The following is a 17,238-nucleotide window of genomic DNA, read 5'->3' as shown; positions in this document are numbered from 1 at the left end:
GTAATCATATTTTTAAATGGATGTATCAATGTTTTTAATGATTGCATTCTCCATTATTTAATCCCCATAAATGTAGCCTATCTTAGGTTGATAGTGATGCATGGTGTCCCCATGTATATAAATACATTTTGTCGAAATTATTAAAAAGGGGAATTTTTCTATTTGAAGAACTAATAATTGATTGTCAATATGTATTAGAAATCTCAATCTAAACTAAAGGAGAACAAAATGGGACAAAACAATAAGGGCTTTTCTGAAACAGGATTGCGCAAAATGCGCAATGTATTGGCGCAGCATATCGATTCTGGAAAGATTCCTGGACTCGTCGCCTTAGTCAGCCGAAACGGCGAGACGCACGTCGAAGCGCTTGGAACAATGAGGCATGATGGCGGTGCACCAATGCGTCGGGACACGATTTTTCGATTGGCGTCCACTAGCAAGCCAATCGCAGTTTCACCAGTAATGGTTTTGCTCGATGAGTGCAAACTGCATTTAGACGACCCAGTAGACAAATGGCTACCGGAACTCGCCGACCGGCAAGTGTTGAAACAGCCCGATGGCCCGCTAGAAGAGACCGTCCCAGCACGGCGTCCTATCACTGTACGAGACTTGTTGACCTCCACATTCGGGCTCGGAGTGGATCTCACGTTGATGGGTTCTCCAATCATGAACGCGTTCTTCGAGAGTGGGATATTCGACACGCCAGGGCAGGATATGCCCGATCCAGATGAGTTTATGCGTCGCCTAGGCGCACTTCCGCTAAGCTATCAGCCCGGAGAGCGGTGGCAGTATCATATCAGTTTAGAAGTAATCGGTGTTCTTGTTGCCAGGGTCACGGGTCAGACGTTCGAGTCGTTCTTGCGCGAACGCATATTCGATCCGCTAGGAATGAAGGACACTGGATTCTACGTACCTGAGCTCAAGATTGACCGGCTTCCACCAGCCTTCAACCCCGATCCGCAGACAGGTGAATTCATCGTGTGGGATGAAGGTGTGGGCGGACGTTACAGCAAACCTCCAGCATTCCAAGCAGGCGGTGGTGGACTGCTTGGAACCGTCGACGATTATCACGCGTATTTGCAGATGCTTTTGAATAAAGGGATGCATGGTACTAAACGGATCCTGTCTAGGCCCGCAGTCCAGCTGATGACCACCAACCGTCTTACTCCTGAACAACAAGTATACCGAGACGATTTGGCCAAAAATAACGTCCATTTGTCGTTCGGACAAGGAATCCAAGGTGGCTGGGGCTTTGGGATGGCGGTGCGTACCTATCTTGGAGACTACGCGTCTATCGGTCAATTCGGCTGGGATGGCGGAACCGGTACTTCAGCTTACGCTGATCCAGATAAACAGTTTATTGGAATTCTGTTCACCCAGGTTGGGATGTCCACTCCGGCCCCATCGCATCTTATCCAAGACTTCTGGACCACGGCCTACCAAGCGATCGAAGACTAGGGTATCGTTTAAAGAAAAACGCCAAGACGGATAGATAATCATAGGCTTGATGGCCACGATCAACACCATGGTTAAAAGTTAGGATAGGACCGTATTGGAAGTACTGCGGTAACAGTTGGGCATTATTAATAATAGCACAACAAAAAATCCTCTTGGATGCAAGAGGATTTTTTTATTGGGAATAGTAAGGAGGAGGGAGGTGCATTACATATGGGAAAAGGTAGAAGTAATAATGCTGGTAAAAAGCAACCAAATTTCGATGATTCATCTAATTTCGCTAAACAAAGCCAACCGACAGAAAAGAAGAAGAAGTAAAAAAAGGATCTCTCTATATCAAGAGAGATCCTTTTTTACTATATTGACGTTTCAGCACAACATATCGATTGTTCAACCAAATAGTCATTCATGTAAGGCTTAAACTCCTGCTTCCACTACTGTAAAAGCTTCTCCAAATGATGGGCAATATCAACATACATATCGGAATAAACCGAATGTATTTCATTACTAGGTGTAGCATTAGAAGAGAAGTGGACGATTACCATATTTGCTTTCGGATCGATATAAAGCGTTTGTCCGTAACTGCCTAACACTTCGAAAGCACCTTGTTCATTGTGCGGAATCCACCATTGATTATGATAAGAAATAGAAGCGCCATTGCCAATTGCGAGTTCACCTTCTTGTACATTTTCCACACTTTCTGTAATGGAGGAAGGGATGATTTGTTTTCCGTTATATTCCCCGTTATTTAATAGTAGTTGACCGAATCTTGCCATATCTCTAGCAGTTGCATTTAAACCAGCGCTTGCTTGTTCTACTTTTGTTTCGTCCGTAACGTAATACGCATTTTCTTCCATACCAATTTGAGACCATATTCGTTTGCTAACATTTTCAGCTAATGATTTACCAGTGATAGTTCGAATAACCCAAGCGAGTGTTTCCGCTGATCCGTTATCGTAAGAAAAACCGGAACCAGGCGGTGCAGTTTCTTCTGCTTCTCGTAACATATCATAAATTTTCATCGGACCGTCGTAGTTTTTACCTCGGGGTAAAATATTGCTCGCTAAATATAGTTGTGCATCTTGATTTTCTAACGCTGGATGTTCATATCCATGAGTAGGGTACTCTACAGAAACTTGCATGTCCATTAATTGCTGGAGTGTAGCTTTACCGAACGGTGTATTGTTTAATTCTTTTATATAAGTGTCAGCTGTTTTCTCTAAATCGATACGATTTTCTTCAGCGAGAGATTGTATCATTGCCCCAGTAAAGACCTTTGCTAATGAAGCCATACCATGCGGTTCACTCTCGTTATATCCATTGAAATATCGTTCATATACAAGTTGCCCATTATGTACAACGACAAAAGCATCTGTTTTGTTATCGTCTAAAAGTTTTCTTAAAGGAGTCGTAGTTCCAAATCCACGCTCCACAGCAAAATCATCTAATTTTTGTAACGCAGTAGGGAAGTGAGCCACTTGGTCGGGATTGTTTTTGACTTCATTAATTAAAGTGAATTCTTTCATATGTGTGTACGACCAACGTAAGTAAGGATCATCTAACCAATTCTCCTTTGTCACGTTATTTTTTGATGGGGTTGTTTTATTATGTTTGAAGTATGTAAAACCAAGCCCTGTAATTACAAATATGCATGTTAGTATAAGTAAGAGTAGGGGAGATTTTTTTAGTTTCATATAGGTCCCTCCTTTATTTGCTACTATAAGTATACGCTCGTCTTGAAAGAAATACAAAATAAGGAAAGTAAACGGGGAAGTTTACTTTCCTTATTAACGTTAAGCGGAAATTTGTCCGTCTGTACGTTGTTTCTTGAATTTTTGTTTTCGACCGTGTAATCCATAATATAGAAGTAAAGTGAACGCAACGATAATAGCTGCGATAAAATACATATTATGATAACTTGATTTCGCTGCGACGATACCTAAAATGAAAGAACCAAAGCCAATACCACTATCAAAGAATGAGAAGTACGTAGCTGTCGCAGAACCACGTCGATGATTTGGCGCCGCAGAAATTGCAATCGTTTGGAAACTTGGAATTAATGTTCCATAACCTAAACCGATTAATACACCTGCGCTTAGGAACCAAAATGGAGTTTGCGCTTGACTTAATGTGAACATCCCAATTGTGAAAATAATAATAGCTGGATAAACAAGTACGTTTTCACCGTAGCGGTCAAAAATCTTTCCTGTAAATGGACGAGAAATTACAACAACAAGTGCGTATACAATGAAGAAATAACTTGCAATATCGGCTAAACCGAGCTCTTTCGCATATATAGGAATAAAGGATAAAATACCACTATAAGAAAAGGCTAAAACAAATCCTGTCAGAGCGATTGGAATAGAAGATGGTTCAATTAAATCTTTCCACTTCATTTTTTCTCGTTTTTGTTTTTTCACTGGTGCTTCATGTGGAATATTTACAAGTAATCCTAATAAAAATGCAAGTAATGAAAATACGGAACAAACGATAAATAGTACAGTAAACGAAAAATGAGAAATAATTGTTAAACCTAAAAAAGGACCAATTACCATCGGCAGACTCATAAATACGCCGAAATAAGCAAGTGCTTCGCCTCGTCTATGAGCTGGCGCAACATCAGTTACAATCGTACCAGTTGCTGTCGTCGCCATCCCAAAGCCAATACCATGTAAGAAGCGAAGGGCAAGTAATAAAAATAAACTTTGCGCACCGAAATACATAACAGTAGCGGCTAAAAATAATGAAAGTGAAATAAATAATATTTTCTTTCTTCCTAAGTCATCGAGCCATTTTCCTGTAAATGGTCTACATAAAACAGAAGAAATAAGAAAAACAGTTGCAACTAAACCAATTTCCTCAGGTTTTCCTTTTAGGCCGTCTATTACATAGACAGGTAAAGTAGTCATAAGCATATAGAATGTTAAAAAGAGAAATAGACTACTAAAACAAGTTCCGAGGAAATCCTTCGTCCAAAGTTTTTCACTTTGCATCGTCATCCCTCCAATTTAATCTAAGTTTTTAATAATTTGTTGTAACACTTGAAATGCTTGATGTAAGTCATCTTCGTTAATACCATCTAGCGTCTTTTCTTCAAAAGTATCCACTTCTTCTTGCCATACTGGAATCATTTTTATAGCTGTTTCGGATAAAGAAATAAGCTTCTCACGGCGATCTTTTCCTTCTGTACGAATAATCCAGCCCATCGTTTCCATACGTGTCAACGTACGAGTCATCGTTGGTGATTCAACATTTAAATACTGGCATAATTCTGTTTGTGTACAAGAACCGGTTTGATTAATACGAAAAATAACAGCCCACTGCGCACTAAATAACCCAGTTGGAGATACGCGTTCATTAAATTTCTTCGTAAACTTTCGAGAAGTCTGGCTGACGATGTGAAAAAAATGTTGTTTTTCGTCCATATATTTTAATCCTTTCAAATTAGTTACCTAGCTAACTATATCTTTTTTTATTATAGTTGTCTAGTAATAGGCATGTTGTTTTATGTAAAAATTTCGCATAGGTTTTATGTTGAGAACATATATTCTGTGTGTTATTCTTTAATTATATAAAGAATTTTCTTTCTATTAAAAAGAATGGGGGAACTTGTGATGATTAAGCCTGCAACAATGGAGTTTGTTTCACTATCGAATGGAGAAACGATTGCGTATCAGGAAGTTGGAAGGCGAAATACAGAAACTCTCGTACTCATTCACGGGAACATGACATCGTCACAACACTTTGATTTAGTTATCGAAAAGCTGCAAAATCAATACCATATTTACGCTCTTGATTTAAGAGGATTTGGACAATCGACGTATAATAAGTCGATAGATTCATTACAAGACTTCGCAGAAGATGTAAAATTATTTATCGATCAATTAAAGCTAGAGAAGTTTTCGTTAATGGGATGGTCAATGGGCGGTGGTGTTGCGATGCAATTTACAGCGAGTCACCCAACTTTTGTAGAAAAGTTAATTTTAGTAGAATCAGTAGGGATGAAAGGCTATCCAATCTTTAAAAAAGATATTAACGGGGAACCGATCGTATCAAGTTTAGTAAAGACGAAAGAAGAAATCGCGCAAGATCCCGTACAAATCGCTCCAGTACTAGATGCGATAAAAAATATGAATAAATTATATTATCGTACAGTGTGGAATCTATTAATATATACACACAATCAACCGGAACCGGATCGTTATGAGAAGTATTTAGATGATATGTTAACGCAGCGTAATTTCGTAGATGTGAATTATGCGCTCATCACATTTAATATTTCGGATGAACATAATGGTGTGGTAGAGGGAAATAAACAAATTCATTGTATTAAAACTCCTACACTCGTCATACAAGGTGACAGGGATTACGTCGTACCGCAAGTAGTCGGTGAGGAATTAGCAAAACATTTGCCAAATGCAAAGTTGCAGGTGTTAGAAGAGTGCGGGCACTCACCGTTTATTGATTGTTTAGATGTATTTATAAATCATGTAGAGAATTGGTTAGAACAGAAATAGTCCCCGAAAGCAAAAGTATTGCATATACTATAACATTTGTAGGTAAAAGGGGAGATTACTAGTGCATCAACCGTTTTTAATTGCGCATTCGCCATATAATCATCACTTATATGCAAAAATAATGATAAGCCCGATGTATTTGCAAGTTTCACCAGCTGTAGTTCCTTTACAAATACAGCAGCCACCAATCGCTCATTCACATCCGTACTTATATGGCCCTTCATTTTATGAAAATCCATATTTTAAACATTTTCATTACAATGTGAAAGCACAAGTTTGGGAAGGATAAGAAGCTAAAAGGCTCATTCTTTTAGCTTCTTTTTATTGTTAATATTCGTACACGCATTTGAAGAAACCGTTTATAATGAAAAGTGGAAAGCGTGAGAAGGAGAGGGAACAGGATGTCGATGCGTTTTACTTTTTGGATTATGGTTGGGATTGTGGCAATCTCAGGTTTATCACAGGGGATGCTCTTACCTGCCATTGCAATGATTTTTGAACAAGAAGGGGTTAGTTCAAGTATTAATGGTATTCATGCGACGGCATTATACATTGGGATATTAGTTATTTCACCGTTTCTTGAAAAACCGATGCAAAAGTTTGGAATGAAGCCAATTATCGTCATTGGTGGGTTTCTTGTTATTATTTCATTATTCTTTTTTACACAAACATTTTCGTTTTGGGTATGGTTTATCCTTAGATTTCTAGTTGGAGTCGGAGATCATATGCTTCATGTTGGAACGCAAACGTGGATTACGACAACATCGGATCCGAGTAAAATAGGTAGACAAGTATCGATATACGGTGTATTTTTCGGAATTGGTTTTGCCGTCGGCCCGTATCTAGCAAGCACTGTTCAGTACGGTCTTGCAACACCATTTATCATATCTACTATACTTTGTTTAATAGGTTGGCTTTTACTACTTCCAACGAAAAATGCATTCCCAGCACAAGATGAAAGAGAAGTGAAGAGTGAATCATCATTTTCTCGTTATAAACAAGTTGTTGGATTAGGGTGGATTGCATTACTGGGACCACTTGCATACGGTGTGCTTGAAGCAATGTTAAATAGTAACTTACCAGTATACGCACTTCGTAAAGGTTGGTCTGTATCAGAAGTTTCCTTCTTATTGCCAGCGTTTGCAGTTGGGGGCATTATTACACAAATTCCTCTCGGTATATTAAGTGATAAATACGGAAGGGACCGTATATTAACGTGGACGTTCAGCATAGGTACGAGCATTTTTCTACTTGCGGCCGTATTTGATCAATATTACTGGATAGTCTTTGCCTGCATGCTGTTAGCTGGTATGGTCATTGGATCTTGCTTCTCTTTAGGACTTGGATTTATGACAGATTTATTACCGAGACACTTACTACCAGCAGGTAATATATTATCTGGAATCGCCTTTAGTTTAGGAAGTATTATGGGGCCTGTATTAGGAGGCGTGTTTATAGAAAAAATACAGTATACAAGCTTTTTTATTGCGGTTATGCTTATAATAGGGATTCTCGCAATGGTATATATGATCTACATGAAGAATCAATTCGCATCAAGAAAAATAGAAAGTAGGTTAGGGCATGACAAAACAACCTAATAAAAAGAAATTTGAAGTACTCGAAAACGAAGCAATTACAGACTGCTTAGCTCGCATGGAACAAGAAGGATACGCCCCGTCTCGTCGTATGGAAGAGCCAATCTTTCATGAAGTGAAGAAAGACGGAAAAACAGTAGTTGAACCGTGTGGTAGAAAAATTGTTTTTGAGGGAAAATTGAAGTAATACAAATAGAACATTTTCTTTATAGTATAAGGCCATCCAATTCGTTCGAGTTGGATGGCTTTTTTTACGACTGGTCAATGGAGGAAAAGGGATTTTAGGAGGGGGATAGAATGAAGAGATATTTTCTGGGAAGAACGAATAAAAATGAGTTGCGCTGTCTTCGTTAGTAAAGGTAGTACTGTGAGACCTTTACTAAATAAAAAAATCTAATAGTAGTCCGAAGAATGCTAAACGTATAGAGTTTTGGAGTTGGGACAGGAACTATAGAGCCGTGACTATAATTCATTTAAATAAGATTGATATGTAAACGTTGTAGAATGAAATTGGCAAATCGAAAATGGTAGTGCGGGTGCTGATACCAGCACTACCATTTTAGCTACAAAGGTGCAACTCATTTGTGAACTAGCATGCTTTTCGGTGTATGCTATTTGTTCGTATTAGCCAAATACATGAGCATGTGGAATTTTTCGTCTATTACATGATAATCGAAATAAGGTCCTGGATCTGTACAGTAACCGATATTTTCACTTTGCGTAATTTGAAATCCATTGACTGATAAATTTTTTTCTAAGTATTTGGGATACAAAATATGCTCGTTGGAATTTGGATATAAGCCTGAAATGTTTTTCAAGGATTTGGCCGAGCTATCATAATACGAGTATCCGCCGACAATTGTTGAACTGTTATGTAAATAGTTTTTTAGAACGTGAATGGGGAATTGCGGATTGAGCAATGAAAAATCAGTTACTGAAAAACTATCTACAAAAACATCGATGCTAAGCGGTTTCAATGGCAAATTTAAATCGGAATTCAAAATATAAAGGACGCGTGGCTTCGGATTCATACGCTCAATTCTGTTTCGAACCTTCTTGAGCATCTCAAGTGAATAGCCACTGAATACATAGGATGCGCCCGTTTCAAGAACATCGATATATTTAGGTAGTGACACGAAAGCGTCAACGTTTGTTTCCACAATTAATTTGTTTTTCAAATCTATATTTTGTAGAACTTTTTGAAATTGAAAATTAATTTTTTCAAATAAGTTAATCATTTTGGGATTAATCTCTTTAATCGTTTCTTTATCGTAAAAATAAGATGGATAAGGAGACGTCTCATACAAGTTCGCGGTAATGATAATACCTTCCTCGATAGCTGCTTCGTATCCACAGGTACAAGTTAAACTTCCCGTGTGAATGTAAACTTTTTTAATCGTTACATCTTTCATTTCAAGGGGAATTTGGCATTTCGGACAATAGAGCAGATTTACAAAGTCAAGCGGGATTCCTGTAATATTCTCTTCTTTGGATGAAGGCGAACTGGTTTGAACCGCTTTTTCAATCAATTGGATAGCTTTTGATATGTCTTCTTTTTTTTGAATCAGTTCGTTCTTTTTATCAGTGAGCAAGTTGTTGTAGTAGTCGATATCTTCATGGTCCGAGAAGCTTGTAACACGCCGATACGATAAAATTCGTTGGATTTCTAACAATGAAAAATGAAATTTTTTCAACTCGGTAATAAAAGCCATGTCGTCGAAACACAATTGGTTCATTTGATACTGGGTGTTTTTTTTGTCTGGTATTAATAATCCAAGTTCAATGTAATAACGAACGGTATCAGTCGTAACATGAAAAAGTTTTGCAAATGCACCAATTTTCATAGATGTGTCCCTCCGATGAAAAAAGTGGAGTTACTCCACTTTTTTCGTAAAATGAATTCAAAAAACTCTTAAATGACTATTGACTTGGAGGAAACTCCAAATCATATTATTAATTCAATAAGAGTGAATATTGCGAATATTTTTGACTGTATTGTAACATACATGTCACGAAAGGAGAAGGATTAGCTATGGAAAAGATGGATCGAATGGATACGCTCTCTCTGTGGACAGCGACTGCAAACAGCTATGATAAAGGAAAACCTCTAGAAGGAAATGAAGAGGCGGATGTTGTCATTATTGGCGCAGGTTTCACAGGTCTTTCTTCTGCATATCATTTGCAAAAATTAGGAAAGAGTGTCATTGTCCTTGAGCAGGAAACAATCGGATATGGCGCAAGCGGTCGCAACGGCGGGATGGTACTGCCGGGCTATAAGTCAACGATGCAGGAGCTTGCCAAAAAGTATGGTACCGAAGAGGCGAGACAGCTTAACGATCTTTCTCTGCTTAGTGTTGAATTAGTTAAGACCATTATCGACGAGCATCAAATCAACTGTAATTTTAGAAAGACAGGTCACATTGTGGCAGCTTACAAAGCCAAGCATTTTGAAGGATTGAAACATGAAAGTGAGTACTTAAACAAAAATTTTGGATATGAATGTAGCGTGCTTAATCGAAGTCAGTTGCATCAAGAAATTGATTCCCCGCAATATTATGGTTGCTTAGTCGACAACTCGAGTTACTCATTCCAGCCACTGAACTATGCAATTGGTTTGGGAGAAGCAGCGAAATCAATTGGTGCAAAAATCTTTGAGCATTCGAAAGCATTATCTATTGAGTACGGCCGAAATAGTGTGAAAGTTGTTACAGAAAAAGGTACTGTTACAGCAAAAGACATTATTGTTGCTACAGATGGTTACTCTGGAAAAATCATGGCTGAATTGAATAAAGGCGTACTGCCAATTTCGGCACGCATTATTGCTACTGAACAGCTTTCAGAAACACTTTTGAATAGCGTCATTCCTAAAGATCGCATGGTTTTTGATACGAGTAGTTTCCTTTACTATTTCAGGCGTACACCAGATAATCGAATCGTATTTGGCGGTGGTGATATTCGTCCGAACTTAGGTGATGCCGTTTATCAAAGTGTGTACGATGCTATGGTTAAAATAATGCCAAAACTAGAAGGAAGCAAGATAGATTACAGGTGGGGTGGATTTATCGGTGTGACAATTGATACGTTCCCGGTTATCGGTAAATCTAAAGAAGGTGCATATTTTGCAACTGGTTATACAGGCCACGGCGCGTCTCTCTCAACATTGTTTGGTAAGCTATTGGCACAATGGATCGTTACGGGGAATGCAGGTGGATATCGATTTGAAAAGGAACGTCTCAAATCATTCCCATTCTATAATCAGAAAACGATGCTGGTCAATATAGCACATATTGGTTTCAAGCTGGTAGATATTATTGCGTAAAGGAGAGGTGTTTATGGAAATAAACATGTTCATTGACGGAAAATGGGTAGAAGCATTATCGGGTGCTAGACGAAATATTATCAATCCTGCAACTGAAGAGGTTATTGCAACGTCCGCTCATGGATCAGCAGATGATGCGAAACTAGCAATAAAGGCGGCTCGTAAAGCGTTTGACAGCGGAATTTGGTCAGATTTATCGGCTGATGAAAGAGCTGATTATCTATATAAGATTGCAGATCGTCTTGAAGAGAAGACAGCTGAAATTGCCCGTTTGGAAACTGCAAATAACGGTAAGGTTATTCGTGCAACAACCTATGTAGATATTCCAGTATCGGTTCAATGCTTCCGCTATTATGCTGACTTGATTAAAGGTATAAAAAAGGAATCTTACAATCGTGATGATTCTTCAGAAACGATTGTTATTCATGAACCGATTGGGGTTTGTGGACTGATTGTACCTTGGAACTTCCCGCTTATGCTAGCTGTTTGGCAAATTGCTCCTGCACTTGCCGCAGGAAATACAATTGTAATTAAACCTGCTGACGTCACTCCTGTAAGCGTATTCAAGTTATTTGAAATTATCGAAGAGATTGGGCTTCCAGACGGAGTGGCAAACTTAGTGTTGGGACCTGGTTCAAAGGTTGGGAATGAGCTTGCAGAGAGCTATGATGTTGACAAAATTGCCTTTACAGGTGGAACAAAAACAGGTCAAAGTATTATGCGAGCAGCCGCGGGCAATATGAAAAAAATTACACTGGAACTAGGGGGGAAATCTCCACTTATTGTGTTCGACGATGTGGATTTTGAAACTGCTGTCGATAATGCGATGTTTGGTATTTTCCACAACGCTGGGCAAGTTTGTTCAGCTGCATCCCGTTTGCTTGTACAAGAGGCCATTTACGATAAGTTTGTTGAAAGATTGGCCGAGCGTGCGAACAAAATTGTAGTTGGAAACGGAGAAAGCGAGAATATCGAAATGGGAGCTCTCACAACCGAGTCTCATATGAATGACGTTTTACATTATATAAAGAGTGGAATGGAAGAAGGTGCAAAATTAGTTTGTGGTGGTAAACGTTTAACAGAAAATGGGCTTGATCGAGGTTTTTTTATCGCACCAACAATCTTTGCTGATGTAAATGCAGATATGCGTATTGTTAAGGAAGAGATTTTTGGACCAGTCCTTGTTGTACAGAAATTTAAAGATGAGGAAGATGCGATCCAAAAAGCGAATGATTCCATTTATGGATTAGCCGGTGCTGTATTTACTGAAGATATGGACCGAGCAAAACGTGTCATTAGTAAATTGCGTGCGGGAATTACTTGGATTAATAGTTATCATCTTGCTTATGTTGAAGGTCCTTGGGGCGGGTATAAGCAAAGTGGAATCGGTAGGGCTTTAGGTGTTGCCGGGCTGGAGCATTTTATGGAAACGAAGCAAATCAATATCCACCAGCATGCCAAGCCTGTAGGTTGGTATGTGAATTAATTGAGCTTAACTTGCTATATAAATTATTTGTAAGGGGATATGCTCATGAAAATAGTGGACAACCGTCCGTCATCGAACATAGAGAAGCCAGAAGGAATGAATAAGTCGGTGGATGATTCAGTGCTCGGAACCAAAAGTATTCCGTTACTATATTTACGGTTTGCTTTGGCAGGAATTATGGCTAATGTAATTCTAGGAGTTGTATCGGTTATTGATGGCTATTTCGTCAGTGGCTTTCAGGAGCTAGAAATCGAGGGAATCGGAATTGGGTTTACGGTCATGGTTATTACCCGTATGATTGGGGTTCTTTTGGGGATAGGAGCCGGAGCGGTCATTTCACTTCGAATGGGGAAAGGGAAGATAGAAGAAGCTAGAAGTATTATGGGACAAACTTTATGGTTTACTCTTTTCCTTTCCACTTTGATAGCTGTACTTGGATTGGTCTTTGAAACTGATATTATGATTCTATTTGGAGCAAGTGATGAAGCACTTCCGTATGCGGTGCAATATAGCCGACTATTATGGATTTCGTTGCCATTAACGATATTGGCCGTTGTATTAAGTATTTTAGCTAATATCGATGAAAAACCTATATTGTCAATGAACAGTTGGTTAGTCGCAGCAGTTGTTGCTGGAGTTATGGAATGGATTATGGTAGTGAAGTATGACATGGGGATGATGGGTTCTTCATGGGCTAATACGATTTCGCAATCGATTCCTGTTCTCTTAATCTTTTATTTCTGGTTTGGTAAAACAAAACTGAAGCCAAAAATGAAAGATGTGATGATTAATCTTAAGAAGATTGGTGAAGTAGTTTGGACGGGGTTTGCATCTTTCTCTAGTCAGTTCATGATGTTTATTGCAATTATTTTCACCAACAATTTACTGCAAAGCTACGGAGGTGGTCTGCACGTTGCAGCTTTCACGATTCAAAATGGTTACATTACAAATCTTCTCGCTTTAGCGGCGCTCGGTGGGATGACAGGGCTTCAACCGATTATTAGTTATAATTACGGTGCAGGCAACCTTGATCGTGTGAAACAAGCAATTAAGATGGGACTCATTTTTACAGTTTCCTTCTTTGTAATTGTGACGGCCATATTAATCATTTTTGCAGATCCAATTGTGTCATTTTTTTCCGGTGGTAATCCTGAATTGCAAAAACTGGGCATTTGGACGACGGTTGTATTCAATTGTTTATTTACACTTAGTGCAGTTAGCTTGCTTGTTTCTGGTTATTTTGAATCACAGGAGAGAAACTGGTCCGCAACGTTTATTAGTGTTAGCAAAATATTGTTGTTCATGATACCGTTTCTATTTATTTTCCCGAAATTCTGGGGTGTAGAAGGTGTATGGTACGCTGCTCCTGCTGCAGAAATTCCAGGTGTTCTCATTGCCATATACTTTATGAGAAAAGAGTTCAAACGTTTAAAGGTTACCAATGTTAAAACAGTAGATGTATAGGAACGTATTCCGTCAAAATTACTAATAAGAGAGAGGGTTATCATCATGTTTTTTGCGAAAAAAATTACAGCAGAAGAAGCAGAGCAACTAGGTGCCAACACATGGGAACCATGGGTAGGTGAACCGAATAAAGGAACGTGGCATGTAGAAGAACAGGAAGTTTTCTATGTGACAGACGGTGAAGTGTTTATTACTGTTGATGGAAAAAAGTATCATGTTACAAAGGGCTGGGTTGTTTCCTTGGATAAGGACCTTGTTTGTGAATGGGATTGCCCAGTATTTTTGAAAAAGAATTATAAGATGAACCATGAGATTAATCTGAAATAATGTGAACTGGGGAGTGGACAAATGCTAAGCAAATGACTGCTCCTGCATATGTAATCGATAAGAGTAAGATTAGTAATGTTAGAGAAATGTATATAAATAAGTTTATATACCGTCGAATGAATGCGCTTTCTTTTTGTGAATGCAATACATACATAGGACGGCTATCTTAAAATTAGGAGGTTTCACCATGGTAGTAACGAAAAATGTACAAACGTTAAAAAATTATATTGGTGGACAATGGATAGAATCCACAAGTAAACAAGTGGAAGATGTACCAAATCCAGCAACAGGAGAGACTATTGCTCGTGTGCCGCTTTCGACTAAAGAAGATTTGGATAGAGCTGTAGCAACTGCGAAAGAAGCATTCCAAACATGGAAAAAGGTTGCTGTACCTCGGCGTGCTCGGATTCTATTTCGCTACCAACAGCTTTTGATTGAAAACTGGGAGGAGTTAGCGAAACTCGTTACCTTGGAAAATGGAAAAAGTTATAAAGAAGCTTACGGTGAAGTACAGCGAGGGATTGAATGTGTTGAATTTGCAGCAGGTGCACCTACTTTAATGATGGGAGAGCAACTTCCTGATATTGCTACTGGTGTTGAATCAGGGATGTATCGTTATCCAATCGGAGTAATCGCAGGAATAACGCCATTTAACTTTCCGATGATGGTGCCATGCTGGATGTTCCCACTCGCGATTGCATGCGGAAATACGTTTGTATTAAAACCATCTGAAAGAACACCGTTGCTGGCGAATCGCATAGCTGAACTGTTTAAAGAAGCAGGTCTTCCAGATGGAGTACTAAATGTTGTACATGGTGCACATGACGTCGTGAATGGCATTCTTGACAATGAGGATGTGAAGGCTGTATCTTTCGTTGGTTCTCAACCTGTCGCTGAGTATATATATAAAACAGCAGCAGCAAACGGCAAACGTGTACAAGCTCTTGCAGGTGCAAAAAATCATTCGATCGTATTAAAAGATGCGGACCTTAGTTTTACAGTGAAAGAAATTACAAGTGCTGCCTTCGGTTCAGCGGGTGAAAGATGCATGGCGGCGGCTGTTGTTGTCGTGGAAGAAGACGTTGCAGATGTGCTCGTTAATAGACTGCTTCAAGAGGCGAATGCAATTACGATTGGTAATGGTCTGGAAGAAGATGTTTTCCTTGGTCCCGTTATTCGTGACGGCCATAAAGAGCGTACACTCGGATACATTCAATCTGGTATAGAGCAGGGAGCGACACTTATTCGTGACGGACGTGAAGATGATGCAGCAAACGGTGACGGTTATTTTGTCGGTCCAACGATTTTTGACAATGTGACACAGGAAATGAAGATCTGGCAAGATGAAATCTTCGCACCGGTTCTTTCTATTATACGCGTAAAAGACTTGGCGCAAGCAATTCATGTTGCTAATGCATCACCGTTCGCAAATGGTGCATGCCTATACACCGATAGCGCGAAAGCAATTCGTGAATTCCGTGAAGAAATTGATGCAGGTATGCTTGGGGTCAATCTTGGGGTTCCTGCTCCAATGGCATTCTTCCCATTCTCAGGTTATAAGAAATCCTTCTATGGTGATCTCCATGCAAATGGAAAAGATGGCGTAGAATTTTATACGCGCAAGAAAATGCTTACGGCTCGTTATTGATAGAGTGATAGAAAATCATAAACGGATAGAATGGAGTTGGTGATTGTGCAAGCGACAGAGCAAACACAAAGTTTGAAACAAGCAGATGAAAAGTACCTTTGGCATGCAATGAAAGGAGCATCCCCTAATCCAACGAATTTAATTATTACAAAAGCAGAAGGAGCATGGGTGACGGATATTGATGGAAACCGTTATTTAGACGGTATGTCCGGTCTTTGGTGCGTGAATGTTGGATATGGCCGTAAAGAGCTTGCAAGAGCGGCTTTTGAACAACTGGAAGAAATGCCATATTTTCCTCTGACACAAAGTCATGTTCCTGCTATTAAATTAGCAGAGAAATTGAATGAATGGCTTGATGATGAATACGTTATTTTCTTTTCTAACAGTGGATCGGAAGCAAATGAAACAGCGTTTAAAATTGCTCGTCAATATCATCAGCAAAAAGGTGATCATGGACGCTATAAGTTTATTTCACGCTATCGTGCTTATCATGGTAATTCAATGGGGGCTCTTGCGGCAACAGGACAAGCACAAAGAAAGTATAAATATGAACCACTTGGGCAAGGATTCTTGCATGTAGCACCGCCTGATACGTATCGTAATCCAGAAGATGTTCGTACACTGGCAAGTGCTGATGAAATCGATCGTGTCATGACATGGGAGTTAAGTCAAACAGTAGCCGGCGTAATTATGGAGCCAATTATTACTGGGGGCGGCATTTTGATGCCTCCTGATGAATATATGGCAAAAGTAAAAGAAATTTGCGAGAAGCACGGTGCGTTGCTCATTTGTGATGAAGTAATATGTGGATTTGGGCGGACAGGGAAGCCGTTTGGATTTATGAATTACGGTGTCAAACCAGATATCATTACGATGGCAAAAGGTATTACAAGTGCGTATCTTCCTTTGTCGGCAACAGCAGTTAAACGAGAGATTTATGAGGCGTACGTAGGCAGCGAAGATTATGATCGATTTCGCCATGTGAATACGTTCGGAGGAAACCCTGCAGCTTGCGCCTTAGCTTTGAAAAATTTAGAAATTATGGAGAATGAGAAACTCATTGACCGTTCCAAGGAATTGGGTGAACGACTGTTAGATGAACTAGAGGATGTAAAAGAACATCCAAACGTAGGAGATGTTCGCGGAAAAGGTCTTCTTTTAGGTATTGAACTAGTGGAAGATAAGCAAACAAAAGAACCGGCTTCCATTGAAAAGATGAACAAAGTCATCAATGCTTGTAAAGAAAAAGGTCTAATTATCGGTAAAAATGGTGACACTGTTGCCGGTTACAATAATATTTTGCAACTTGCACCTCCATTAAGCATTACAGAGGAAGACTTTACTTTTATCGTTACAACAATAAAAGAGTGTTTAGCTCAACTTTAATTTGTTAAAAAAGCGGAAAATCCTATTGAGAGATGTAACTG

General features: G+C 39.2%; 15 protein-coding genes. 11 read left to right on the top strand and 4 right to left on the bottom strand.

Annotation, left to right across the window (positions count from 1 at the left end):
- The first annotated feature begins 228 nt into the window (after positions 1 to 228).
- Entirely contained in the window at positions 229 to 1,458 is a 1,230-nt protein-coding gene (locus ACS2MN_RS09765) for a serine hydrolase domain-containing protein (RefSeq protein ID WP_000531367.1), read from the top strand.
- 431 nt (positions 1,459 to 1,889) lie between these two features.
- On the opposite strand, the gene ACS2MN_RS09760 is transcribed toward ACS2MN_RS09765, so the two are convergent.
- The 3 genes from ACS2MN_RS09760 to ACS2MN_RS09750 all read right to left on the bottom strand — a co-directional run bounded on the left by ACS2MN_RS09760 (position 1,890) and on the right by ACS2MN_RS09750 (position 4,880).
- Entirely contained in the window at positions 1,890 to 3,149 is a 1,260-nt protein-coding gene (locus ACS2MN_RS09760) for a serine hydrolase domain-containing protein (RefSeq protein ID WP_438894686.1), read from the bottom strand.
- Positions 3,150 to 3,248: 99 nt separating this feature from the next.
- The gene (locus ACS2MN_RS09755) at positions 3,249 to 4,448 is read right to left on the bottom strand and encodes an MFS transporter (protein WP_001190324.1); all 1,200 of its coding nucleotides are present in this window, start codon (positions 4,446 to 4,448) and stop codon (positions 3,249 to 3,251) included.
- 15 nt (positions 4,449 to 4,463) lie between these two features.
- The gene (locus tag ACS2MN_RS09750) at positions 4,464 to 4,880 is read right to left on the bottom strand and encodes a MarR family winged helix-turn-helix transcriptional regulator (RefSeq protein ID WP_000343676.1); all 417 of its coding nucleotides are present in this window, start codon (positions 4,878 to 4,880) and stop codon (positions 4,464 to 4,466) included.
- A 174-nt stretch (positions 4,881 to 5,054) separates the two neighbouring features.
- Here ACS2MN_RS09750 and phaZ point away from each other — a divergent pair, with 174 nt between their 5' ends.
- From phaZ to ACS2MN_RS09730, 4 genes are all read left to right on the top strand, one after another.
- Entirely contained in the window at positions 5,055 to 5,972 is a 918-nt protein-coding gene (gene phaZ, locus ACS2MN_RS09745; protein ID WP_015000717.1) for an intracellular short-chain-length polyhydroxyalkanoate depolymerase, read from the top strand.
- A 61-nt stretch (positions 5,973 to 6,033) separates the two neighbouring features.
- Positions 6,034 to 6,261, top strand: coding sequence for a hypothetical protein (locus tag ACS2MN_RS09740; RefSeq protein ID WP_000554163.1), 228 nt, complete (start codon positions 6,034 to 6,036; stop codon positions 6,259 to 6,261).
- Positions 6,262 to 6,373: 112 nt separating this feature from the next.
- Entirely contained in the window at positions 6,374 to 7,570 is a 1,197-nt protein-coding gene (locus tag ACS2MN_RS09735; protein ID WP_000062788.1) for an MFS transporter, read from the top strand.
- Positions 7,554 to 7,754 (top strand): NETI motif-containing protein, encoded by a 201-nt coding sequence (locus tag ACS2MN_RS09730; RefSeq protein WP_000166300.1) that lies wholly within the window; start codon positions 7,554 to 7,556, stop codon positions 7,752 to 7,754. The genes ACS2MN_RS09735 and ACS2MN_RS09730 overlap by 17 nt, the downstream gene beginning before the upstream one ends.
- A 424-nt stretch (positions 7,755 to 8,178) precedes the next feature.
- On the opposite strand, the gene ACS2MN_RS09725 is transcribed toward ACS2MN_RS09730, so the two are convergent.
- Positions 8,179 to 9,411 (bottom strand): MerR family transcriptional regulator, encoded by a 1,233-nt coding sequence (locus tag ACS2MN_RS09725; protein ID WP_087949540.1) that lies wholly within the window; start codon positions 9,409 to 9,411, stop codon positions 8,179 to 8,181.
- A gap of 188 nt (positions 9,412 to 9,599) precedes the next feature.
- Here ACS2MN_RS09725 and ACS2MN_RS09720 point away from each other — a divergent pair, with 188 nt between their 5' ends.
- The 6 genes from ACS2MN_RS09720 (at position 9,600) to ACS2MN_RS09695 (ending at position 17,197) form a co-directional block, all read left to right on the top strand.
- A complete protein-coding gene (locus tag ACS2MN_RS09720) occupies positions 9,600 to 10,886 on the top strand; it encodes an NAD(P)/FAD-dependent oxidoreductase (RefSeq protein WP_000413847.1) in 1,287 nt (428 codons plus the stop codon).
- Between the two features lie 13 nt (positions 10,887 to 10,899).
- Positions 10,900 to 12,372, top strand: a complete 1,473-nt coding sequence (locus ACS2MN_RS09715; RefSeq protein ID WP_087949542.1) for an aldehyde dehydrogenase family protein — start codon at positions 10,900 to 10,902, stop codon at positions 12,370 to 12,372.
- A gap of 45 nt (positions 12,373 to 12,417) precedes the next feature.
- Positions 12,418 to 13,836: an MATE family efflux transporter gene (locus ACS2MN_RS09710; RefSeq protein WP_198130352.1), complete on the top strand. Its 1,419-nt coding sequence runs from the start codon at positions 12,418 to 12,420 to the stop codon at positions 13,834 to 13,836.
- Between the two features lie 45 nt (positions 13,837 to 13,881).
- On the top strand, positions 13,882 to 14,163 hold the full coding sequence (locus tag ACS2MN_RS09705; RefSeq protein ID WP_000464526.1) for a cupin domain-containing protein: 282 nt from the start codon (positions 13,882 to 13,884) through the stop codon (positions 14,161 to 14,163).
- 187 nt (positions 14,164 to 14,350) lie between these two features.
- Positions 14,351 to 15,811 (top strand): CoA-acylating methylmalonate-semialdehyde dehydrogenase, encoded by a 1,461-nt coding sequence (locus tag ACS2MN_RS09700; protein WP_000261832.1) that lies wholly within the window; start codon positions 14,351 to 14,353, stop codon positions 15,809 to 15,811.
- 30 nt (positions 15,812 to 15,841) lie between these two features.
- On the top strand, positions 15,842 to 17,197 hold the full coding sequence (locus tag ACS2MN_RS09695; protein WP_179192225.1) for an aspartate aminotransferase family protein: 1,356 nt from the start codon (positions 15,842 to 15,844) through the stop codon (positions 17,195 to 17,197).
- Positions 17,198 to 17,238: the final 41 nt, after the last annotated feature.

Origin of the sequence: Bacillus cereus group sp. BceL062, from assembly GCF_051780025.1 — a bacterium.
In the GTDB taxonomy this organism is placed as follows: Bacteria; Bacillota; Bacilli; order Bacillales; family Bacillaceae_G; genus Bacillus_A; species Bacillus_A toyonensis.
The sequence above is the reverse complement of the archived record's forward strand: the minus strand, read 5'-3'. Positions and strand labels throughout refer to the sequence as shown.